Source organism: Brevibacterium moorei (genome assembly GCF_024580735.1).
Taxonomy (GTDB): Bacteria; Actinomycetota; Actinomycetes; order Actinomycetales; family Brevibacteriaceae; genus Brevibacterium; species Brevibacterium moorei.
In genome coordinates this window covers 43236-63806 of the sequence record NZ_JANIJX010000022.1, presented here as the reverse complement: position 1 = coordinate 63806, position 20571 = coordinate 43236, and the positions used below count along the sequence as shown (strand labels likewise).

General features: G+C 68.7%; 19 protein-coding genes and 1 riboswitch. Of the genes, 10 read left to right on the top strand and 9 right to left on the bottom strand.

Going from position 1 to position 20571, the window contains the following annotated elements:
* Positions 1-536: 536 nt before the first annotated feature.
* The 3 genes from NQ034_RS13275 to NQ034_RS13265 all read left to right on the top strand — a co-directional run bounded on the left by NQ034_RS13275 (position 537) and on the right by NQ034_RS13265 (position 3122).
* Entirely contained in the window at positions 537-827 is a 291-nt protein-coding gene (locus tag NQ034_RS13275) for a hypothetical protein (RefSeq protein WP_257049404.1), read from the top strand.
* A gap of 19 nt (positions 828-846) precedes the next feature.
* Positions 847-1362, top strand: coding sequence for a hypothetical protein (locus NQ034_RS13270; protein WP_257049403.1), 516 nt, complete (start codon positions 847-849; stop codon positions 1360-1362).
* 89 nt (positions 1363-1451) lie between these two features.
* Positions 1452-3122: a long-chain-fatty-acid--CoA ligase gene (locus NQ034_RS13265; protein ID WP_257049402.1), complete on the top strand. Its 1671-nt coding sequence runs from the start codon at positions 1452-1454 to the stop codon at positions 3120-3122.
* Positions 3123-3224: 102 nt separating this feature from the next.
* Here NQ034_RS13265 and NQ034_RS13260 read toward each other — a convergent pair whose 3' ends face one another.
* The 5 genes from NQ034_RS13260 to ribD form a co-directional block, all read right to left on the bottom strand.
* Positions 3225-4610: an MFS transporter gene (locus NQ034_RS13260; protein ID WP_257049400.1), complete on the bottom strand. Its 1386-nt coding sequence runs from the start codon at positions 4608-4610 to the stop codon at positions 3225-3227.
* Between the two features lie 595 nt (positions 4611-5205).
* Positions 5206-5688 carry a 6,7-dimethyl-8-ribityllumazine synthase gene (gene ribH, locus NQ034_RS13255; protein ID WP_257049399.1) on the bottom strand — a complete coding sequence of 161 codons (483 nt, stop codon included), beginning with the start codon at positions 5686-5688 and terminating at the stop codon, positions 5206-5208.
* Positions 5688-7286: a 3,4-dihydroxy-2-butanone-4-phosphate synthase gene (gene ribB, locus NQ034_RS13250; RefSeq protein ID WP_257049398.1), complete on the bottom strand. Its 1599-nt coding sequence runs from the start codon at positions 7284-7286 to the stop codon at positions 5688-5690. Before ribB ends, ribH begins: the two co-directional genes overlap by 1 nt.
* Complete coding sequence (locus NQ034_RS13245) at positions 7283-8029, bottom strand: riboflavin synthase (RefSeq protein WP_257049397.1); 747 nt, start codon at positions 8027-8029, stop codon at positions 7283-7285. The genes ribB and NQ034_RS13245 overlap by 4 nt, the downstream gene beginning before the upstream one ends.
* Positions 8029-9225, bottom strand: a complete 1197-nt coding sequence (gene ribD / locus NQ034_RS13240) for a bifunctional diaminohydroxyphosphoribosylaminopyrimidine deaminase/5-amino-6-(5-phosphoribosylamino)uracil reductase RibD (protein WP_257049396.1) — start codon at positions 9223-9225, stop codon at positions 8029-8031. Before ribD ends, NQ034_RS13245 begins: the two co-directional genes overlap by 1 nt.
* A 192-nt stretch (positions 9226-9417) precedes the next feature.
* Positions 9418-9560, bottom strand: a riboswitch (FMN riboswitch).
* A 65-nt stretch (positions 9561-9625) separates the two neighbouring features.
* On the opposite strand from ribD, the gene NQ034_RS13235 reads away from it, so the two are divergent.
* The 4 genes from NQ034_RS13235 to NQ034_RS13220 all read left to right on the top strand — a co-directional run bounded on the left by NQ034_RS13235 (position 9626) and on the right by NQ034_RS13220 (position 12375).
* On the top strand, positions 9626-10033 hold the full coding sequence (locus tag NQ034_RS13235; RefSeq protein WP_257049395.1) for a hypothetical protein: 408 nt from the start codon (positions 9626-9628) through the stop codon (positions 10031-10033).
* Positions 10034-10065: 32 nt separating this feature from the next.
* Positions 10066-10560 carry a nucleoside deaminase gene (locus NQ034_RS13230; protein WP_257049393.1) on the top strand — a complete coding sequence of 165 codons (495 nt, stop codon included), beginning with the start codon at positions 10066-10068 and terminating at the stop codon, positions 10558-10560.
* Positions 10557-11849: a cytosine permease gene (gene codB / locus NQ034_RS13225; protein WP_257049392.1), complete on the top strand. Its 1293-nt coding sequence runs from the start codon at positions 10557-10559 to the stop codon at positions 11847-11849. The genes NQ034_RS13230 and codB overlap by 4 nt, the downstream gene beginning before the upstream one ends.
* Before the next feature lie 79 nt (positions 11850-11928).
* Complete coding sequence (locus NQ034_RS13220) at positions 11929-12375, top strand: MarR family winged helix-turn-helix transcriptional regulator (protein WP_257049390.1); 447 nt, start codon at positions 11929-11931, stop codon at positions 12373-12375.
* 21 nt (positions 12376-12396) lie between these two features.
* Here the strand turns inward: NQ034_RS13220 and NQ034_RS13215 are convergent, their stop codons facing one another.
* The 3 genes from NQ034_RS13215 to NQ034_RS13205 form a co-directional block, all read right to left on the bottom strand.
* A complete protein-coding gene (locus NQ034_RS13215) occupies positions 12397-12864 on the bottom strand; it encodes a DUF2218 domain-containing protein (protein WP_257049388.1) in 468 nt (155 codons plus the stop codon).
* A 43-nt stretch (positions 12865-12907) separates the two neighbouring features.
* Positions 12908-14251, bottom strand: a complete 1344-nt coding sequence (mgtE, locus tag NQ034_RS13210) for a magnesium transporter (RefSeq protein ID WP_257049387.1) — start codon at positions 14249-14251, stop codon at positions 12908-12910.
* Positions 14252-14452: 201 nt separating this feature from the next.
* Positions 14453-15238 (bottom strand): LysE/ArgO family amino acid transporter, encoded by a 786-nt coding sequence (locus NQ034_RS13205; protein ID WP_257049386.1) that lies wholly within the window; start codon positions 15236-15238, stop codon positions 14453-14455.
* A gap of 101 nt (positions 15239-15339) precedes the next feature.
* On the opposite strand from NQ034_RS13205, the gene NQ034_RS13200 reads away from it, so the two are divergent.
* Positions 15340-16326 (top strand): ArgP/LysG family DNA-binding transcriptional regulator, encoded by a 987-nt coding sequence (locus tag NQ034_RS13200; protein ID WP_257049385.1) that lies wholly within the window; start codon positions 15340-15342, stop codon positions 16324-16326.
* A 112-nt stretch (positions 16327-16438) separates the two neighbouring features.
* Here the strand turns inward: NQ034_RS13200 and NQ034_RS13195 are convergent, their stop codons facing one another.
* A complete protein-coding gene (locus tag NQ034_RS13195; RefSeq protein ID WP_257049384.1) occupies positions 16439-17563 on the bottom strand; it encodes a DmpA family aminopeptidase in 1125 nt (374 codons plus the stop codon).
* A 278-nt stretch (positions 17564-17841) separates the two neighbouring features.
* Here NQ034_RS13195 and NQ034_RS13190 point away from each other — a divergent pair, with 278 nt between their 5' ends.
* On the top strand, positions 17842-18075 hold the full coding sequence (locus NQ034_RS13190) for a TM2 domain-containing protein (protein ID WP_257049383.1): 234 nt from the start codon (positions 17842-17844) through the stop codon (positions 18073-18075).
* 115 nt (positions 18076-18190) lie between these two features.
* The gene (locus NQ034_RS13185) at positions 18191-20422 is read left to right on the top strand and encodes a RecQ family ATP-dependent DNA helicase (protein WP_257049406.1); all 2232 of its coding nucleotides are present in this window, start codon (positions 18191-18193) and stop codon (positions 20420-20422) included.
* Positions 20423-20571 lie beyond the last annotated feature (149 nt).

Sequence of the window (20571 nt, the reverse complement as noted above, 5' to 3'; positions counted from 1 at the left end):
ACGTCCGGTGACTCCGAAGCCGCCCCACGTCGTGGGTATCAACCTGCCGGAGCACGAAGCAGTCAGAAACTAGCCCGAGTGACTCCACACAGCTTGACACAGAGCGGTGTTGCAGGTTTGCGCATGTGATGTCGTGAGGCTGGCGTGATCCTATCGAAGTGCCAGTTGTCGCGATCGTAAAGAGAACAAGCAATCTTGTTAAAATAGGGGGCACCGGGTATGGTCGGTTCACTCCAGTCGTCGATGGGGATGTACGTGGAGGCGTGTCCGTCCAGTACGTCCGGTGGGAGGAACAATGACTCGCTCAGATCATAAGCTGCGACTTCAAACGAGCACTTGGGCCGTGCTCGGGGTGTTCCTGATTCTGTGGGCGGCGATTTCAGTACCCGCGTTCGTACAGGAGTCCGCCCCCGCCGCAATCGTCATCAGTCTTGCGGCACTGATTCCCCTGGGCCTCAGTGGCATCATCATCGTAAGACGGGACCGGCGGCGAGTCCGGTGAGCCCGATTCGCCTACAAGGGGAGTGGAGGACGTGATGACCGATTCGCTGACAGCGTCGCCGGGACCGGCGCAGCCCGATTCGCAGAGGCCGGCGTCGGCCGGTTGGAAGCCCCTGTTGTGGGTGATGTCGTGCTTGGCCTGTGTGTCCACTGCCATCGCGGTTGCCATGTGGATTTGGGCTCGCAATGCCGAGGAAGGCTGGATCACGATCGGAGCGATGGCCATCATCGCCATCTTCGTCGCGGCCTGCTTCATCGTCCTCGCGCTGGTCTATTGGATCGTCTACCTCATCCTGCGCCTGCGCGAACGGAGATGGAACATATAACGGACCATATGATGAGGCCATGACACAGAACGCGATGCCCGCTTCGGCGGGCGACGGCATCCGTTCGCCATCGCACGGGGACTCCCGCACGATGGAGCACGGCACCTCCCATGCAATGGCGGGCCGGCCGTACGCCTCGGCGCTGATCGGGTGGACCGCGGCGGCGATCACCTCGGGCATGGTGCTCAGCCTGCTCATCAACCGCCCCTGGGATCGGGACTACGGATCGCTGGACGTGGCGGGGTTCTACTTTCTCATAGTCGGTTTCATTGCGGTCCCGTGCCTGCTGCTGGACCTGAGCGTGACCTTCCTGTTCAAACACCCGGGCTGGAGCGCGGCAATCCTCTGGTCGCTGCTGGGCTGCTACTTCGCGCTGGTGTCCCTGTGCCTGTTCGTGCCGTGGCTGGAGGAGTACACGTTCGGGATCTGGTTCATGTTCGCCTACGCCGTCCTGGTCGTCCCCATCGGCATATTCGTGAAGTTCCTGGCCCGGCGACGGTTCGCACGCACAGCACCCGCCATCCACCACCTGTAGTGATCCGGGTAACATCCCTGCGATAGCATGAACACGACGGCGGATGTCCGAGTCCGCCCGCACGCATTTCCATGATTCGAAGGAGCATCGTGGCATCCAGCACGGCAACATCCAGCACTCCAGCACACACCCCCGCAACGACCGGCCCGACTCCCGACCCCGCGTCCCAGCACCGGAACGTCGCCGACATCGTCTTCGCCAATGCGCAGGCCGACCCGCAGCGCATCGCGGTCCGCGGCCCCCTGCCCGCGGAACCGGGTGACCCCAGATTGGAGATCACCCGAGCCCAGTTGGCCGGCCTGGTCACGGCGCGCGCTCAAGAACTCACCGCGGCCTACAGTGTGGGCGAGCGAATCGTGCTGATCTGCCCGACCACCGCGGAATTCGTCGTCGAGTTCTTCGCAGCCCAGGCCGCGGGCCTCATCGTCGTTCCCGTCAACCCCCTGTCGACCGCGCGCGAACTCCGGCATTTCCTCAGCGACTCCGGCGCCTCGGCCGTCATCGCCCACCCCGTCTGCAACTCCGCGGCCCAGAAGGCCGTAGCCGAACTTTCGGAGGGGGCCGGCACCGGGGCCGCCCCGGCCGGCGGTGCAACGGACGCCGAGGCCGCAGCGGGCTCCGCGCCGGCCCTCGCCTACGCCGATATCGCGCTGATCGACGCAGCCCGGCTGGGCGCTGCCACGGAAGCGGGCTGGGAGTCCTACCAACCCGTGCCGCGCACGGGCGAGGACGTCGCGGTCCTGCTCTACACCTCGGGCACCACGGGCAACCCGAAGGGTGCCATTCTGACCGTGGACAACCTGGTGGCCACCGGCAGGATGTGCTGTGAGGCCTGTGGCGGCACCCCCGATGACGTCTTCGCCACCGCGCTGCCGCTGTTCCACGTGTTCGGTCTGGTCAGCGTGCTGCTGTCGGCTATGAACTGCGGCGCGCCCATCACCCTGCTGCCGCGCTTCAACCCGATCGAATACCTGCAGGTGATCCAGACGGACAGGGTCACCGTCACCGGCGGCGTGCCCACCATGTGGAACGCGGTCGTGCACGCACCGGGCGACTACGACGTCAGCAGCCTGCGCATCGCGATCTCCGGCGGGGCGTCTATCGCCGCCGAGGTGATGCGCCAGTTCGAGCAGCGCTTCGGCGCGACCATCACGGAGGGCTACGGGCTCACGGAGACGACGGCCAACGCCTCGGTCAATCCGCGCGACGGCAGGATCGTCGTGGGCTCCGTGGGCCTGCCCACCAACGGCCAGCCCGAACTGTGTGTCAAGGACGACGAGGGCAATCGGGTCGCCCCTGGCGAGGTCGGCGAGGTCTGCGTCAAGGGCGTCAACGTCATGGCCGGATACTGGAACAACCCCGAGGCCACCGCCAAGGTCTTCGACGACGAGGGCTTCTTCCACACCGGCGACCTGGGCCGGATGGACGAAGACGGCTACCTCTACATCGTCGACCGGCTCAAGGACCTCATCATCCACGGCGGCTACAACGTCTACCCGCGCGAGGTCGAAGAGGTCCTCTACGAGCACCCCGGCATCCTGGAGGTCGCCGTCATCGGCATCCCCGATGAGAAGTACGGCCAGACGGTCACCGCGGTCATCACGCCGATGCCCGGCGTCACCCTGACCGAGGACGAGATCGAGGCCTATACGCGCGAGAACCTGGCCGCCTACAAGATCCCGCGGCGCATCGTGTTCGTCGAGTCCCTGCCCAAGGGCGCCACGGGCAAGATCCTCAAGCGCAGCATCGAAGTCGACTGAACGCCGGTCGGCTGAGGCGCCGGCTGAATGGCGATGGGGCCGAGGTCCCGGCCGGGTCTGTGAACCCGGCCGGGACCTCGGCCCCATTCCTTTTGCCCTTGCTCAGGCGTTCGAGTGCAGGTGTTCACCCGGCACTGCGGTGGGGTTCTCGCGGACGTGCTTGGGGTTCGTCTCGCGCAGGGGCAGGGTGCACAGGATCGTGCACAGCGCGGTCAGGCAGACGAACAGTGTGATGCCCAGGGTCGACCCGTTCATCTTCGCGATGATCCAGGTCATCACCACCGGGGTCGAACCGGAGACCACAATCGCATTGAGCTGATAGGCCAGGGACACGGCGGAGTAGCGGATCTGCGGGGCGAACAGCTCACCGAAGTAGGCCGCGATCGGCGCGTAGATGAGTGACTGGAAGCAGCTGGCGATGGTCACGGCGACGGTGAACAGCCAGATGTTGGCGGTGTTGACCAGGGCGAAGTATGGGAATGCGAAGGCCAGCACGCCGATTCCGCCGATCAGGATGACCGGTTTGCGGCCGTGGGAGTCGGCCAGCTTGCCGCCGATGACCATGAAGATCGCTCCGGCCACACAGGAGGCCATGGCGCCCAACAACATCTGGTTGTAGTCCATGTTCAGATATTTGGTGCCGTAGGACAGGACGCCGGCGATCGAGATGTAGAAGATGCAGTTGGTGCCGGACAGGGTGCCGGCCGCCAACAGGATGGTCTTCCAGTTCGACTTGACGGCCTGCCACAGCGGGGTCTTGACGACTGCGGGCTTGTCCGCTTGGCCGGCTGCGACCTCTTCTTCCAGCTGCTTGAACTCGGGGGAGTCCTCGACCTTGAGCTGGATGTACATGACGATCGGGACCAGCAGGGCGGTGGCCCAGAAGGGGATGCGCCAGCCCCAGGTGGTGAAGGCGTCTTGACTCAGCGCCACCGACACGCCCACGAACACCAGGTTGCCCAGCAGCGCGCCGCAGGGCACGCCCAGCTGGGTGAAGGAGCCGGAGAACGCGCGGTGCTTGGGGCCGGCGGACTCGCTGAGCAACAGGGCCATACCGCCCCACTGCGCTCCGCAGGCCGCACCCTGGACGAACCGGCAGACTACCAGCAGGACTGGGGCGGCCGCGCCGATGGTGCCCGCCGATGGCAGGCAGCCGATGATGAAGGTGAAGACCGCCATACCGGTCAGGGCGATGACGACCATGGGCTTGCGCCCCAGCTTGTCGCCATAGTTGCCGGCCAGCAGGCCTCCGATGGGCCGGGCGATGAAACCGGCCCAGAAGGTGGAGAACGCGAGCATCGTGCCGACCAGGGCATTGGTCTCCGGGAAGAACACGTGGGGGAACACGATCGCGGCGGCTGTGCCGTAGAGGAAGAAGTCGTACCATTCGATCGACGAGCCGATCAGCCCGGCGGCCAGCAGGCCCTTGTGCTTGGAGGCGGGCGGGGCCGCGGCAGATGTTCGGTGCTGCACTGCGCTTGTAGTCATGATGCCTTTCGTCGTTGAAAGTAGCGGACTCAGAGCCACTGTGTTCGGAGCCGATGCGCCCTGAACTACTGTGGTCTGAGTCTCAATGTGCAATTTATATACTTTCGTTTCGCCCGGGCCGCGGTCAAATACCTCGCCGGGCGGTTCGTGGGTGGGGTGGCGGAGGGTCGTCGGTCGGCCGGTGGCGGACAGGGATCGGACTGATTCAGCTTTCTGCCATTCCATTGCCATGAAGCGTTCACGGCCATCCCAGGGCCGGTCCAGGGTGGCTCCGTATGGTTATCACCAGTGAGGCCGGTTCTTCGGTGGCGAGCTGCGGGGCTCGTCTTTTGGGGAGTGGTACCGAACTTTATGGACCGGCCTCACTTCTCTTCTTGGTTGGAGAGTCTTTATGGGGGAAACGGGCCCGGATCGAAAGATCCGGGCCCGTTTCGCATGTCCGGGTGCCGCGCCTTGCCGAGTGGCTCTCGCCAGTTGGGCGCCCGTTGGGCCAGGTGCCTGCGCCTTGTCGAGTGGCTCCACAATGGCACCGGTGGCAGCAAAGATCGTGAGTTTTGCTGCCACCCATGCATGTGTGGAGCCACTGCCGGGGTTGTTAGGCGCGCAGGATGAGGGCCGTGGCCAGGGCCGCCTCGGTCGCCTCGAAGCCCTTGTCTTCGGTCGACCCGGGCAGGCCGGCGCGTGCCAGGGCCTGTGCATCGTCATCGCAGGTCAGCAGCCCGAAGCCCACGGGGGTCCCGGTGTCCAGCGCCACCCGGTTCAGGCCGTCGGTGGCCGCCGCGCACACATAGTCGAAGTGCGGGGTGCCACCGCGGATCACCACGCCCAGAGCCACCACCGCGTCCGAGGTCCGCGCGTACTTCTGCGCCACCACCGGCAGTTCGAAACTGCCAGGCACGCGGACGACCCGAGGTTCGATCCCGGCCACCGCGGCCGCGCGCAGGGCGCCCGCGATCAACCCGTCCATCACCTCGGTGTGCCAGCTGGCGGCCACGATCGTCAGCGTCAGCTCCTTGAGCTGCGGGTGCTCGGCTGCGAGTTCGTCCAGATGTGCGGTGGGTGCTCCGTGCTGGGCCATCAGGAGGCCTTCCTTTCGATGAGTGCGGATGCGGCCGCGGTGGGCGCGCTGTGCTCTGCGGCGAGGTCCGGGTGCGCAGGCTGGGCGTGCCGGGCGTCGGGTGCGCCGGCGACTCCGGCACTGCCGACTCCGGCCCCGGCGACTCCGGTTCCGCCGATCAGGTGGTGCATGCGGTCGCGCTTGGTGCGCAGATAGGCGGCGTTCTCCGCCCGCGCCGGAATGTCCACGGACACCCGCTCGGCGACCTCGATCCCGTGTTCGGCCAGGGCCGAGACCTTCGCCGGATTGTTCGTCAGCAGGCGCACCCGCCGGATCCCCATGCCGGTCAGGATCGCCGCGGCCGCCGCGTAGTCCCTGGCGTCCACCGGCAGTCCCAGGTGCGTGTTCGCGTCCACGGTGTCCAGCCCGCCGTCCTGCAGCGCGTAGGCGCGCAGTTTGTTGAACAGGCCGATCCCGCGGCCCTCCTGCCCGCGCAGGTAGATCAGCGTGCCCCCGGCCGAGGCGATCGCGCGCAGCCCCGCGGCCAACTGCTCGCCGCAGTCGCACCGGTGCGAGGCGAACACATCGCCGGTCAGGCACTCCGAGTGCACCCGCACCAACGGCGCGGATTGGCCGGCATCGCCGGCCACCGGCGTATCGGATTCCGTGGCCGAGGCCGCGGCTCCGGCCACCTCCGCTCCTGCCACGTCTGCTCCGGCAGAGTCAGCCGTGGCGCCGGCTCCGGCCACGTCTGCTCCGGCAGCTTCGGCGCTCCCCGCTGCGCTCAGGCTCAGGTGCTCGACCCCGTCGACGGTCCACGCGCGTGCGGTGAAGGTGCCGAACTCGGTCGGCAGGACGACGGGATCGGTCGAGGTGGCTGCGCCGGCTGTGATCCTGTCCCCGGCTGCGGCCTCCGTGGCTCCCGCCATATCGCGGGCGTCCAGGTAGGCGATGAGCTCCTCGATCGATACGAGCATCAGCCCGTGCAGGCGTGCGAAGGGCCGCAGGTCGTCCAGCCGCATCATCGGGCCCTCGTCGTGGACCACCTCGGCGATGACGGCCACGGGCTCGAAACCGGCCAGGCGCGCGAACTCGACCCCGGCCTCGGTGTGGCCGGCGCGTTCGCGGACCCCACCGTCCTTGGCGATGAGCGGGAAGACGTGCCCGGGCCGGTGCAGTTGTGTGGGCAGTGCGGCCGGGTCGGCCAGCACCTGGGCGGTCAGTGCGCGGTCCGCCGCCGAGATCCCCGTGCTGGTGCCGGCCGCGGCGTCGCAGCTGACGGTGTACGCAGTGCCCTTGGGGTCCTGGTTGTTCGCGACCATGGGCGGCAGCTCCATGGCCCGGGCGCGCTCGGCGGTCATCGGCGCGCACACCACGCCCGAGGAATGGCGGATGATGAAGCCCATCCACTCGGCCGTCACAGTCGCTGCGGGCATGATGAGGTCGCCCTCGTTCTCCCGGTCCTCATCGTCGACGACAATGATCGGCCGGCCCGCGCGCAGGGCGGCGATGGCCTGGTCGATGGTGTTCAGAGCGGTGGGCGTGTCCGGCGTTTCGGGCGCCGAGGTCCCTGCCGGCTGGGTGGCCGGAGCCTGTGGGGTGGTGGATGTGGTGGTCATGCGGTGGCTCCTTCTGTGCTTGCGTTCTGTGCTGTCGGTACGGTTGCGAATGCGGTGAGGCGGGCGGCGTACTTGGCGATGACGTCGACCTCGAGGTTGACGCGGCGCCCCGGTGCGGCCTCGCCCAGGATCGTGTGTTCTCGGGTGGCCGGGATCAGGCTGACCTCGACCCAGTGCGCGGCACCGTCCTCCGGCGCCGAGGTCCCGGGCGCCGGGCTGACCCCGCTGATCGTCAGGGACACCCCGTCGATGGCGATCGAGCCCTTGAGCGCGGTGAACGGCGCCAGGTCGCTCGGCACGGTGAAGCGGTAGACGGCCCAGGATCCGTGGTCGGCGATCGAGGCCAGCACGCCGGTGCCGTCCACATGGCCCTGCACGATGTGCCCGTCGAAGCGCCCGGAGGGGCTCAGACACCGCTCCAGATTGACCCGGCTGCCCGGAGCCAGGTCCCCCAACGAGGTCAACCGCAGGGTCTCGCCCATGACATCGGCGGTGAAGACTCCGTCCGCCCCCCGCCGAGTCGTCATGAATGTGCGTTCGGCGGAGGTTTCGTCGCACTTTTGTGACGACTCGGCGCGGGGTGCGGGGACCGCGGTGAGGCAGACGCCGTTGACCGCCAGCGAGCCCCCGCGCGGCAGGTCCTCGATCAGCCGGCCCGCGTCGATCGTGATGCGGGCACTGCCGTCGGGCAGGGACTCCAGGGCGGTGACGGTGCCGAGGGCCTCGATGATTCCGGTGAACACTATGCGTCTCCTTGAGAGTTGTCGGTGGAAGTCTGTGGTGCCGAGTCGGCGGGTGGCTGCCCGGAGCTGGGACCGGGGCCCGCCGAGCCCGGCCCGTCTGCCTCTACGGGCACCAGGCGGGTCAGCATGTCGGGCCCCAAGCGGACTGGGGCAGAGGCCGGTGCCGAGGCCGGGTCCGGGGTGAAGGCCAGGGCATCGCGCAGGGTTCCGATGCCGGGCAGGCGAACACTGGGCGTGCCCGCGCCCAGGAGCAGGGGAGCGGTATAGACCAGCAGCTCGTCGACCAGTCCCGCCTGCAGGAACGAGCCGACCAGGCCTGGCCCGCCCTCAACCAGCACATGGTCGCAGCCGTCTGCCTTGAGATCCCGCAGGACCCGGAGCAAGAATTCCGGCTCGGCTGCACCTTCGCCGGCACCGCCCGCGGCCTCGGACCGCAACCCCGAGCCCGCTGGCCGGTACTGCCGCAGGCCCGGATTTGCGCGCAGCTGTGCATCTGCGGGCACGTCCCGGGAGCCGATGACCACCGGTACCGGCTGGCGCTCGGCCGGCTCGCCCGTGGGCAGGCGCGCGCTCAACCGTGGGTCGTCGGCCAGCACCGTGCCGGTGCCCACCAGGATCGCATCGACCCGGCCGCGCACCCCGTGGGCGTGCTCGCGGGCCTGCGCCGAGGTGATCCACTGGCTCGTGCCATCGGCCGCCGCCGAGAACCCGTCCAGGGACTGCGCGATCTTGGCGGTGACGAAGGGTCGCGCGCCCCGAGCGGCGGCGAACCACCGCGCGTTCAGCGCGCCGGCGGCGGCGCCGCGCAGACCGGAGCGAACCTCGACGCCGGCGTCGAGCAGGGTTTCGGCGCCGCCGCCGTGACCGGGTACCGGGTCGGCCTGGGCGAAGATCACCCGGGGGATGCCGGCGGCGATGATGGCCCGGGCGCAGGGGCCGGTGCGGCCGGTGTGATTGCAGGGCTCCAGCGTCACCAGCAGCGTCGCCGTGCCCAGGTCGATGCCCGCCGCCCGGGCGCGCGCCAGTGCGTCGATCTCCGCATGCGGGGTGCCGGCTCCCCGGTGGTAGCCGGTCACGCAGTCACCGTCGGCGCCCAGGACCGAGGCCCCCACCAGCGGGTTCGCCCCGCGGACTCCGAGTGCTGCTGCCGCCAGGGCGGCGTCCATCGCCGCGGCCTCGGCGGCTGTGAAGCCCATGGCCCCGGGGGACGAAAAAACCGTCCGGTTCACTCTCAACCTCACCTTCTACCCGAGGTGAGGGAGGTACGCCGAACGGTGCGAGTGCTGTGACGGTATGCGCCGCCACCCGGGCCATCCACATGCGGCGGTACCGGACTTCGAGGAGGACTCGAGGAACCAGGGCGTCGCGAATGCGAACAGGCACGGTGCCTGTTGTTCCTCCCATCCAGACTTTCACTGTCGGTCTCGGAATCCCACCGAGTCAACCGGACGCGCGGGCCCCGTTCGGGACACGGCGTTCGGGTCGCGGACTATACCGCCGGTACGGAATCTCACCGTCCCCGGAACACGTATTCAAAAGTAAACCCTGGAATCGAGTTCCGCAAGGGCGTCTCGCCGTCGGGTTAAGCTGGCGGGCATGCGCAATGAGAAGCACACATCCGGTCCGGCGCGGGTCTGCGCCACCTTCGGGGTGCTCTGCCTGCTGCTGACCTACCCGATGCTGTTGCTCCAGTCGAGGCAAGCCGAACACTCCGCCGAGAGCTGGAACGGGTGCGATCCGGGCGCGGCGCTCGGTGAAACGTCCTCATCTATGATCGAACTCCGCTTCTTCCCGCCCGTTCTCGTCTGCCGGCAGTCCGGGGGAGGAGACCCCGGCGGCGGACCCGCCGGCGCCCCGGCCTGGGAGACCACGACCGTGCAGTGGATCGGCCCGGCGCACGTGCTGTTCTGGATCGGCGTCGCCCTGCTGCTCACCGGCGTGGTCCTCGGGTGGTTCCACTGGCGCGGGCACGCGGCGCGCTCCGGTGGCAAACCCGTGCTGTAGCCGAACACTCAGCTTCCTCTAAAGTTGTGGGTATGACTGCAACAGCACCCAGCGCGCTTGGCGCCGACGATCAGAAGTACCTGGACCTGGCGATCGAACAGGCCGAGATCAGCTGGAACGAGGGCGGCGTGCCGATCGGCGCGGCCCTGGTCCACAAGAGCGGCAAGGTCCTGGCGGTGGGCCACAACCAGCGCGTGCAGATGGACAGCGCGACCCGCCATGGCGAAACCGACTGCCTGGAGAACGCCGGCCGTCTGCCCGCCAATGTCTATCGTGAATCCACCCTCTACACGACCCTGTCCCCGTGTACCATGTGCGCCGGCTCCGCCATCCTCTACGACATCCCGCGCGTGGTCATGGGCGAGAACCGCGCCTTCGAGGCCTCCGAGGACTGGCTGCGTGCCAACGGCGTCGAGGTCATCAACGCCGACGACGCCCGCTGCGTGGCGCTGATGCAGAAAATGCTCGACGAGCGCCCGCAGATCTGGGCCGAGGACATCGGCGTGGAAACCGCAGAACTCGCATGAGCGCGGAGCAGGTTCCCGTCGACCCGGACTACCCCGTCACCCCCGTGCCCCGGCACGCCCGCAAGGGGTTCTTCTCGCTCATGGTCGTGCTGCTGGGCTTCACGATCTTCACCCCCACGATGCTGGCCGGCGCCAGCCTGGGCGAGTCCTTCGACCTGTCCGGCCTGCTCATGGTCATCCTGGTGGGCTCCGTGGTGCTGGGCGCCTATGTCGCGACCCTGGGCTGGATCGGCGCGCGGACCGGCCTGACCACCGTCGTCATGTCCCGCTATACCTTGGGCACCAAGGGGTCGAAACTGGCCTCGGTGCTGCTGGGCGGCACGCAGATCGGCTGGTACGGGGTGGTCGTCGGCACGATCGGCGACCTGACGTCCCAGGCCTTCGGCTGGGAGTCCTACGCCGCGCGCGCCGCGGTCATGGTGGTCGTCAGCGTGCTCATGTGCGCCACCGCCTGCTATGGCTACCACGGCATGTACTGGGTGTCGCTGGTGTCGACCCCGCTCATCCTGATCCTGGCCTTCTGGGTCATGTTCCGCTCACTGGAGGAGGTCGGCGGCTGGTCCGGCCTGGCCGCGATCGACCCGCCGGGGCACATGACCCTGGCCGTGGCCGTGACGACCGTGGTGGGCACCTTCGTGTCCGCCGGCACCCAGGCTCCCAACTGGACGCGCTTCGGCAAGTCAGGGGCACCGGCCGTCTGGGCATGCGTGATCGGCTTCCTGATCGGCAACGGGCTGATGATCTTCTTCGGTGCTATCGGCGCGATCACCTTCGGCGAGGGCGACTTCGTGCTCGTGTTGTTCAATCTGGGCCTGATCGGCTGGGGGCTGTTCCTGCTGTTCGGCAACCTGTGGAAGTCCAACGCAGACGCGGCATACGCCTTCGGGGTGGCCGGCGCCGAACTGTTCTCCAAGCGCTCGAAGACCCCGTTCGTCATCGCCGGCTCCGTTATCGGCACAGTGCTTGCGCTGGTGGGCGTGAACGAGCACCTGCCGGACTACCTGGGCCTGCTGGGCACCTTCATCCCGCCGCTGGGCGGCGTGATCATCGGCGACTACCTGGCACGCTGGCGGCGCACCCAGATGCCCGAGGGCGAATCCCTGCCGGGCGTGAACTGGGTGAACCTGGGCATCTACGTGGTGGCCTGCGTGCTGGCCTATGTGCTGGGCGCCCTGGGGATCGGCATCCCGCCGGTCATCGGCATCCTGGTCGCGCTGGTGGGCTCGATCGTCTGCGCACCGCTGTCCAAGCGGTCCGCGCAGTCCCAGCAGTCCGTGCACCGGAACTGAGAGTTCACATAGTGGACGTCTGCGGCCTGTCCCGTGGTTGACCGGGACAGGCCGCGGACTGCCCGGGTAGACTGACCCCGTGGAAGACGATCGTTTGCTGACCGACCTGACCATTGTTGCGGGCCGCTTCGTCCGCCGGGTGACACGCGAGGTCAACCCACCCGAAGATGTCGCCGACTGGCGTGGACTGGCCATTGTCGACCAGTACCAACCCGTGACGATCGGTGGCCTGGCCCGCGCCTACGGGTGTTCGCAGCCGGCCGCTACGAAGATCGTGAACCGGCTGGCCGCCAAGGGTGCGGTGCAGCGCGCGGCCTCGGCCTCCGACGGCCGGGTATCGAAGGTGTCGCTGACCGATGAGGGGCGTGAGCGCCTCATCCATCTGCGCGATATGGCGGAGACCGCCCTGGAACCGCACGCCAAGAGCTGGAGCGACGCGGACAAGGAAGCCGTGCGCCGCACCATCGAGCTGCTCACCGATATGGTCGAGGAAGCCGCCGAGCAGGGCGCTCGGCGCCGGGGCTGAGTCGCACCCGGCCCGCGCGCCTCAGCTCTCCTGCTGCTGCGCGGCCTCCTTCTGCGCGGCCTTCTCCTTGGCGCGCTCCTCGAGATCATGCGGGGTCTGCGAAGTCCCCGGTGCGCCATCGGAGCGGATCCAGTGGCACTCCATGTCCTCGCGTGCGCCGAAGCGGATCAGGTGGATCCCCAGTACCCACTCGAACCTGTCGAGGGCGGCCGCGTCGATCGCGGTCATCGTCATGTCCAGGCCGTCGTCGGTAGCGGCCAGGCGGGCGCGGGCGGCCTCGTCGAAGAACGTGATCACCCCGGTCTGCGTGACCTCGTCCCAGGTGGCGGGGACCTTGCGGCCCATATGCGCTGCGAGCTGCTTGCCGTAGCGGCCAGGGCGCTCGGTGGGGACCAGAGCGCGGGATTCCACAGTGTGCGGAATGTGGTGGTTCACGGGCGAAGTCGGGGTCTCAGGGGTCTGGGCGACGGCTGCGTTGTCTTCGGTCATGGAAGCCAGCCTAGCGGTTTTGTTTAGGTGTGGCTAAGAGGTCTCAGCTCAAGCCCAGTACCGCCGTCGCGATGCCGAAGTACAGCAGCAGTCCGGTGGCATCGCAGAAGGTGGAGATGAACGGATTGGAGAACACTGCGGGATCGGCACCCACGGCCTTGGCCACCAGCGGCATCAAGCCGCCCACGGTCGCAGCCATTGTGCAGATGCCCAGCAGGGTCAGGCCGATCACCGCTCCGATCGCAAAACCATAAACCAGGCCGGCGACCAACCAGCCCAGGCAGCCGAGGACCAGGCCCAGGATCGCCCCGACCCGCACCTCGCGCCAGACGACGCGCAGCAGATCCCGGGACCTGACCTCGCCCACGGCCAGGGCGCGGGTGACCGTCGTGGCCGCTTGGTTTCCGGTGTTGCCGCCGGTGCCGGTGAGCAGCGGGACGAACAGCGCCAGGGCCACGACCTGGTGCAGCTTGTCCTCGAACAGGTCCAGCACCTGCACCGTCAGGATGGCCGATACCGCCAGCACGACCAACCACACGATGCGCGAGCGCACCAACCGCAGGATCGGGGTGGACAGGTAGGAGCCGGCCAGGGGCTCGGAGCCGCCGGAGCGCGCGGCGTCCTGTGCGTCCTCGGCGGCGATGATGTCGATCGCGTCGTCGACCGTCAGGATCCCGACGACCCGGTCCTCGCCGTCGACGATCGGCATCGCGATGAGCTTCTCGCGCAGGAACAGTCGGGCCACGGGCTCCCTGTCATCCGTGGCCGAGGCCGCGACCGGTTCCTGCATGAGTTCGCGCAGCGGTGTTTCCGGGTCGGCGGCGAGCAGCCGGCGCAGGCCGAGGACGCCCACCAGCCTCCGGTTGGCCGCGACCACCGGCAGCAGGTAGACGGTCTCGGGCTCGGCGATGCGCTCGCGGACCCGCGCGAGGGCCCGCCCGGCGGTGGAATCCGCGCGCAGCAGGAGGACCTCGGGTGACATATGGCGGCCGATCGAGTCCTTCGGATACCCCAGCACCACCGAGGTGTTCGCGCGTTCCTGCGGGTCCAGGCCGGCCAGCAGCCGGTCTGCCACCTTGGCGGGCAGCTCGTCGAGCAGCCGGGCACGGTCGTCGGGGTCCAGGTTGCCGATCAGCTCGGCGATCTCGTCGGTGCGCAGCCCGCCGATCAGCTCGGCCTGGTCGGCGGCGCTGAGCTGGTCGAACACGTCCAGGGCGGTGTCCTTCTCCAGGACCCGGTAGAGGATTGCGGCGCGGGCGGGTGGCAGTGAGCGCATGACGTAGAGGAGCTCGGCCACGGGCAGCGCCTGGGCGGCCCGGGCCAGGGCGGGCAGATGAGCCCGGGTGGGTGCGCCGGAGCACAACAGTTCGTGCAATGTGTCCGACATGGGGTCTCCTCTTCTTGCGTACAGATCATTGGGCCGTTTGTTTCAGATTGGGCCGTTCGTCCGGCCCAATCTGAAACAAATGACCCAACGATCTGCGGGCCGCGCAAAGCTCCCAGTCTAGCCCGGATCGATTCGGCGGGTCCCGCTCAGCCCACCCGGCCACCCCGCCTAGCCGGTCACCCTGCCTAGCCGGTCCCCTGCCTAGCCGGCCAACAGCAGGCGGAGCGCCAGGAACAGGATCAACAGCCCGATCCCCACATCGATGCAGCGCCAGACGGCGGGCTTGGCAACCAGCGGCGCCAGGGCCCGTGCGCCCAGGCCCAGGAAGATGAACCAGCTGATGGAGCCGAACATCGCGCCGACGGAGAACCACCAGGAGTCACCGGGGTATTGATGGGACAGGGTTCCCAACAGGGCGACGGTGTCGAGGTAGACGCCGGGGTTGAGGAAGGTGATCGCCAGAGTCGTCAGCATGACCGGGCGCAGCGTCGAACGGGCACGGGTGCTGCGGGGGCTTTCGGAGCTTTCGGAGTCGAGGCGCCGAGCGCCGGAGTCTGTGGGCGCGGCGGCGCCTGCGTCCTCGGTCCGGGCTTTGGCGCCGAGGCCGCCCTCACCACCAGTTCCGGGGTGGCCTGCGTTACCCGCGCCGGGGTCGCCCTTGGCAACGGGCGCGGAATCGGCGTCCAATCCCTGTGCCCGCGCTGCCGAGCGGAATGACTGGATCGCGAAGTAGATCAGGTAGGCGGCGCCCAGCCAGCGCAGGGCGGTGGTGAACCACGGGGCCGCGGCGATGAGCGCGCCGATCCCCAGATTGCCCGCGGCGATGAGCACGCAGTCGGCCAGGGCGCACACTGCGATCACGGCGCCGATGTGTGAGCGCTTCAGGCCCTGGCGCAGGAGGAAGGCGTTCTGCGGTCCGACCGCCACGATGAGGGACCAGCCTGCCAGGCAGCCGGCCACGGCGGAGCTGATGAGAAGAGGGGACATGCCTGCAAGCCTAGGGTCGGCGGCGGCCTGTGGAGGCCGTTTCGGGGCCAGATCGTGATGCAGGTATATGAAAGTTTCTTCTTCTGGTGAAGAATTTCTGTATGAACATCGAACGCCTGCGGGCATTGGCGACTGCTGTGGACACCGGAGCGCTGGATACGGCTGCCCGCCGCCTGCACATCACGCCCTCGGCCATGAGCCAGCGCATCCGCGCACTGGAGGCCGAAGTCGGGACGGTTCTGCTGCGCCGGTCGGCCCCGGTCGCCCCCACCGAGGCGGGTCAGGTGGTGTTGCGCGCCGCGCGGCAGATGCTGTTGATCGAAGCCGACACCCTGGCCCGGATCGGCGCGGGCGCACCGGATACCGGCGGAGATGCCGGGGGCGCGGGCCGCCCGTCCGGCGCCGAGGCCCCGGTGCGGATTCGTCTCGCCGTCAACGCCGACTCCCTGTCGACGTGGATGGGGCCGTTGTTCGCTTCGGCCGCGGCCTGGCCGGACGTGCTGATCCATCTGGAGGTGGTCGATCAGGCGCTGGCCCACGAGTACCTCGCAGCGGGCAGGGTAATGGCCGCGATCAGTTCGCGGCGGGCCGCCGGCGCCGGATGCCGCTCGATCCCCCTGGGCGCGATGCGCTATCGGGCCATGGCCAGGGTGGATCTGCTCCGGGCTCACGACGTTGAGGTTGGGCCGGTGGGAGGCGTTGAGTCCGGGCCGGCGGTGCGCCCGGCCGATTGGCTGCGGCGCCTGCCCATGGTGAACTTCGGCAGTGATGACGACCTGCAGTGGGAGTTCCTCCGGCGCAACGGGATCCGCACCGAGCCGCCCGTGCACCAGATCCCCAGTTCGCGCGAGTTCACCGGGGCGGTCATCGCGGGTCTGGGCTGGGGAATGGTGCCCGAGGCCCACCTCGGCGCCGGAGACGCACCCGGCGCGGGTGAGCCGGGAGGCGGCGATGCCCTGCACGACCTGCCGGTCGCCGACCCGATCACCGATGTGCCGCTGTATCTGCACAGGTGGAAGGTCGGGACCCCGCGACTGGACCGGGTGTGCCAGGCGATCACCGACTTGGCCGCGACCGCGCTGCGGTGACGCTCCCGTGCGCCAATCAGTGGGCCATCTGTTTCAGATTGGGCCGTTCGTCCGGCCCAATCTGAAACAAACGGCCCAAAGATTTCATCCCCTCGGCCGCGGGCCCCGGCGCTCAGGCCCCCATGAACTTCTGGAACTGGTCGTGGGGCAGGGCGTAGGCGGTGTTGCCGTCGCGGCCGGTCATGGTCTCGGCGCTGAGCAGCGCGTTCACGATCGCCTCCTCGGTGCACTCCGCCGTCGCCCAGTACAGCGGGTTGATGCTGCGATCCGTGAGCATCCGGATGTCGTCGAAGTAGGCGGCCCGCTCCGGGTACCGGGTGGCCTCGGACAGGCGGTTGCCGGTGGAGAAGGACACGATGAAGTCCCCGGACGTGTACTCGCCGGTGCCGCCCAGGCGCGCGATGCCCAGACCCGCGCGCTGCGCGATCCGATTCAGCTGATGGGGCAGCAGCGGGGCGTCGGTGGCGACCGTGACGATGATGGACCCATCCCCGGGCGGGGGCGGGGCGACGCGGGAATCCGTGGGCCCCTTGACCGGTTTGGGCGCGTCGATGAGCCGGCCCAGCGGCACGCCGTTCACCGCGAAGCGCTCGCGGTTGCCGTGGTTCGCCTGGACCAGCACGCCCACCGTGAACTGGCCGGCGCCGGTCTCGACGACGCGGCTGGCCGAACCGATCCCGCCCTTGAAGTCGTGGCAGATCATCCCGGTGCCGCCGCCCACATTGCCCATTTCCACCGGGCCGGAATGCGCGGCGGCCAGCGCCTGCGCCACATGGTCCTCCGTGATGTGGAAGCCGGCGATGTCGTTGAGCGTGGAGTCGTTGGTCTCGCCGCACACCGGCTGGCCGGAGAACACCGCATTGTGTTCCTCATTCGTCGCCGCGAGTGCCGCGCGCGCCCGGATCAGCCCGGTGCGGATGGTGCCCAGCGCATTGGTGTTGGACAGGGCGATGGGCGTCGAGAGCATCCCCGATTCCTGCAACCACTGGATGCCGGTCATATCGCCCTTGCCGTTGAGGCGGTGGAAACCGGCGAACACGGGCGCCGTCCAGATGTCGTCGGGGACGGGGTCGATGACGGTGACGCCGGTGCGCACCGGGCCGCGGCCGGCCGTCAGCGGGCCCTCGCCCTCGATCAGGGTCGTGTGTCCCACCGACACCCCCGCCACATCGGTGATCGCGTTGTACTCTCCGGGCGTGCCGGTTCCGATCGCGACGCCGAGGTCCCGTGCCTGCATGTGCTCCCCTTGCCTGTGTGCCCCTGCGGCTCCGTGTCCGCGGGCGGTGTTGGAATAGACCCCGCAAATCTACCAAGGATCGCGGGCCCGGACACGCGCTGGCCAAGGGGATGCGGCAGCGGCGCGGCCGAGGGCGCGACAGAGGGGCGCGGGCCGATGGCCGTCTGGCCTGCGGCTCGCGCTGCGGCAGGGCCAGGGGGGCAGCCCCAGTGCGCGGTGGGCGCGAACCTGGAAGAATCGAGTCAACGACACTTGTATCCGTCTTCTCAGGAGGAACGATGGCCTACAACCCGTACCAGCCCGCCGAACCGCTGAAGGATCCGGGTATCGCGCTGATCCTGACGATCGTCGGCTTCTTCTTCATCGCCGGCCTGCAGTACTTCTACATCGGCAAGTACCTCAAGGGAATTCTGTTCCTGCTGACCCTGGGATTCCTCTACATCGGCACGATCATCAGCCTGTTCACGATACGTGGGGAGACCATCCGGAAGAACCGCCGCGCCATGCGATAGGTTCCTCATGCGATAGGTTCCCGCAGAGGCCCGCACGTCCTGGATGGGGTGCCGCTGGAATGTGCAGAGGACAGCCGTGTCAGTGCCTCAGCCTAGAGTGGATGGCATGGATGAGATGAACGGTTCAGGCGCGGAATCCGCGGGGCCCGCCGCCGACCCCGCCCTGCACGCGGCGGCGGTGGAGATCCTGCGCGAACTCACGGGTCGGCCGGATGCGCAGTTCCGTGACGGCCAGTTCGAGGCGATCGCGGCCCTGGTCGCGGACCATAAACGGGTGCTGGTCGTGCAGCGCACCGGCTGGGGCAAGTCGGCGGTGTACTTCGTCGCGGCCCGGCTGATCCGCATGGGCTGGGGCGGCCAGAGCACCGGTATGCCGGGTACTGCGGCTTCCGGCAACACCGGGCCAACGCTCATCATCTCGCCGCTGCTGGCGCTGATGCGCGACCAAGTCGCAGCTGCGGCGCGCGCAGGCGTGCACGCGGTGACGATCAACTCCTCGAACGCCACCGAATGGGACGAAGTCCTGGCGGACCTGGACGCGGGCAACGTCGACGTCCTGCTGATCTCGCCCGAACGCCTGACGAACCCCAAGTTCCGCGAACGTGTGCTGGGTCGGCTGCTGGGCGGCGTGGGCATGATCGTCGTGGACGAGGCCCACTGCATCTCCGACTGGGGCCATGACTTCCGCCCCGACTACCGGCGCATCGGCGCGCTGTTGGAAACTCTGCCCGGCGATCTGCCGGTCCTGGCGACCACTGCAACGGCCAATACCCGCGTGGTCGAGGACGTGGCCGCTCAGCTGGGCCGCGACACCCTGGTGGTTCGCGGCGCCCTGTCGCGGGACTCCCTGCGCCTGGGCGTCGCCGCCACCTGGCCCGCGGCCAAGCGCATCGCCTGGCTGTGTGAACACTTGGGGGACTTCACCGGATCCGGGATCGTCTACACGTTGACGGTTTCCGCGGCCCAGGACACCACGCGCGCGCTGCGCCAGGCCGGCTGGGATGTCGCCACGTACACGGGCGGCACGGACACCGACGAACGCGTCCGCCTGGAACAGGCTCTCAAGGACAACGAGCTCAAGGCCCTGGTCGCGACCAGCGCCCTGGGCATGGGCTTCGACAAACCCGATCTGGGATTCGTCATCCACCTGGGCGCGCCCAGCTCCGCCGTCGCCTACTACCAGCAGGTGGGCCGTGCCGGCCGTGCGACGGATTCCGCCGACGTGCTGCTGTTGCCGGGTAATGAGGACCCTGACATCTGGGAGTACTTCGCAACCGCCTCGATGCCGGACGAGGATGAGGCCAGGGCGGTGCTGGCGGCCCTGGACGACGCCGCGCCGGCCGGGGAGGAATACGGTGCAGACGACTACGGCCCCGGCGGTGGACCGATCGGCGCATTGCCGCTGTCCGTGCCGGCGCTCGAACCGCTGGTGGGCATCAAGCGCTCCCGTCTGGAACTGCTGTTGAAGACCCTGCAGGTCGACGGGGCAGTGGACCGGGTGGCCGGCGGCTATGTGTCGACCGGGCGCGGGTGGACCTATGACGCACCTCGCTACGCGGCGGTGGCGCAGGCTCGCCGCGACGAGGCGCAGGGCATGCTCGAATACGAGGTCGGGCGGATCTGCCGGATGCGCTTCCTGGCGCAGGCGCTGGACGACCCGACGGCGCACGACTGCGGCCGCTGCGATATCTGCGCTGGGGTGTGGTGGAATCAGGAGGTCAGCGATGCCGGCGCCCAGTCCGCCAGGCAGATGCTTGCGGGAGTCGGGGTGCCCTTGGACCCGCGGGCTTCGTGGCCCTCGGGCATGGCCAAGGTCGGGGTGGACCTCAAGGGTCGGATCCCGCAGGAGGAACGGGTGGAGCCCGGCCGGGTCATCGCCCGTCTGACGGACCTGGGGCCCGGTCAGATGCTGCGCGAATTCCTGTCGCCTGCGGCCGGGGACCAGCCGGTGCCCGCGAACATCGGGAAGTACTGCATCCAGGTGCTGGGGGAATGGGACTGGCAGGCGCGTCCGCAGGTGGTGGTCGGCATGCCCAGTGTGAACCGGCCAGGCACGGTGCGCTCCCTGGCCCATGAACTGGCGCAGGTGGGGCGGATGACGGATGCCGGTGACCTGGACCTGAAGCACGATCCTGGCAGCCCGGACGTCAACAGCGCCTTCCGGGTGCGCGGTCTGGACCAGGCCTTCGGCGTCTCTCCGGAACTGGCGCAGGCGGTCGCGGGCCAGGTGGTGCTCCTCGTCGACGCCGAGGTCGTCTCCCGCTGGTCGCTGACCATGGCCGGCCGCGAACTCAGGCGTGCCGGTGCCGCAGCGGTGTTGCCCTTCGCCCTGGCCCTGCGGGCCTGAAGGCCTTCCGGCCCCGCGGGCCCGAGGCCGCCCGAAGACGCCGGCCGCCTTTGAATGCGAAACGCCCCGAACCCGGGATGCCACCCCTGTATGCGGGGTAGTGCTCGGGTTTCGGGGCGTTTTACTTGCGAGCCGGGCCGGTCGGTGCC

What these genes read in the sequence shown, in the direction of transcription:
- NQ034_RS13195 (WP_257049384.1), bottom strand. Translation starts at nt 17,563, where the DNA reads ATGCAGGCACGGGACCTCGGCGTCGCGATCGGAACCGGCACGCCCGGA.
- NQ034_RS13230 (WP_257049393.1), top strand. Translation starts at nt 10,066, where the DNA reads ATGACTGCAACAGCACCCAGCGCGCTTGGCGCCGACGATCAGAAGTAC.
- NQ034_RS13275 (WP_257049404.1), top strand. Translation starts at nt 537, where the DNA reads ATGACCGATTCGCTGACAGCGTCGCCGGGACCGGCGCAGCCCGATTCG.
- NQ034_RS13205 (WP_257049386.1), bottom strand. Translation starts at nt 15,238, where the DNA reads ATGTCCCCTCTTCTCATCAGCTCCGCCGTGGCCGGCTGCCTGGCAGGC.
- ribD (WP_257049396.1), bottom strand. Translation starts at nt 9,225, where the DNA reads ATGGGCTTCACAGCCGCCGAGGCCGCGGCGATGGACGCCGCCCTGGCG.
- NQ034_RS13200 (WP_257049385.1), top strand. Translation starts at nt 15,340, where the DNA reads ATGAACATCGAACGCCTGCGGGCATTGGCGACTGCTGTGGACACCGGA.
- NQ034_RS13235 (WP_257049395.1), top strand. Translation starts at nt 9,626, where the DNA reads ATGCGCAATGAGAAGCACACATCCGGTCCGGCGCGGGTCTGCGCCACC.
- NQ034_RS13215 (WP_257049388.1), bottom strand. Translation starts at nt 12,864, where the DNA reads ATGACCGAAGACAACGCAGCCGTCGCCCAGACCCCTGAGACCCCGACT.
- ribB (WP_257049398.1), bottom strand. Translation starts at nt 7,286, where the DNA reads ATGACCACCACATCCACCACCCCACAGGCTCCGGCCACCCAGCCGGCA.
- NQ034_RS13260 (WP_257049400.1), bottom strand. Translation starts at nt 4,610, where the DNA reads ATGACTACAAGCGCAGTGCAGCACCGAACATCTGCCGCGGCCCCGCCC.
- mgtE (WP_257049387.1), bottom strand. Translation starts at nt 14,251, where the DNA reads ATGTCGGACACATTGCACGAACTGTTGTGCTCCGGCGCACCCACCCGG.
- NQ034_RS13190 (WP_257049383.1), top strand. Translation starts at nt 17,842, where the DNA reads ATGGCCTACAACCCGTACCAGCCCGCCGAACCGCTGAAGGATCCGGGT.
- NQ034_RS13185 (WP_257049406.1), top strand. Translation starts at nt 18,191, where the DNA reads ATGAACGGTTCAGGCGCGGAATCCGCGGGGCCCGCCGCCGACCCCGCC.
- NQ034_RS13270 (WP_257049403.1), top strand. Translation starts at nt 847, where the DNA reads ATGACACAGAACGCGATGCCCGCTTCGGCGGGCGACGGCATCCGTTCG.
- codB (WP_257049392.1), top strand. Translation starts at nt 10,557, where the DNA reads ATGAGCGCGGAGCAGGTTCCCGTCGACCCGGACTACCCCGTCACCCCC.
- ribH (WP_257049399.1), bottom strand. Translation starts at nt 5,688, where the DNA reads ATGGCCCAGCACGGAGCACCCACCGCACATCTGGACGAACTCGCAGCC.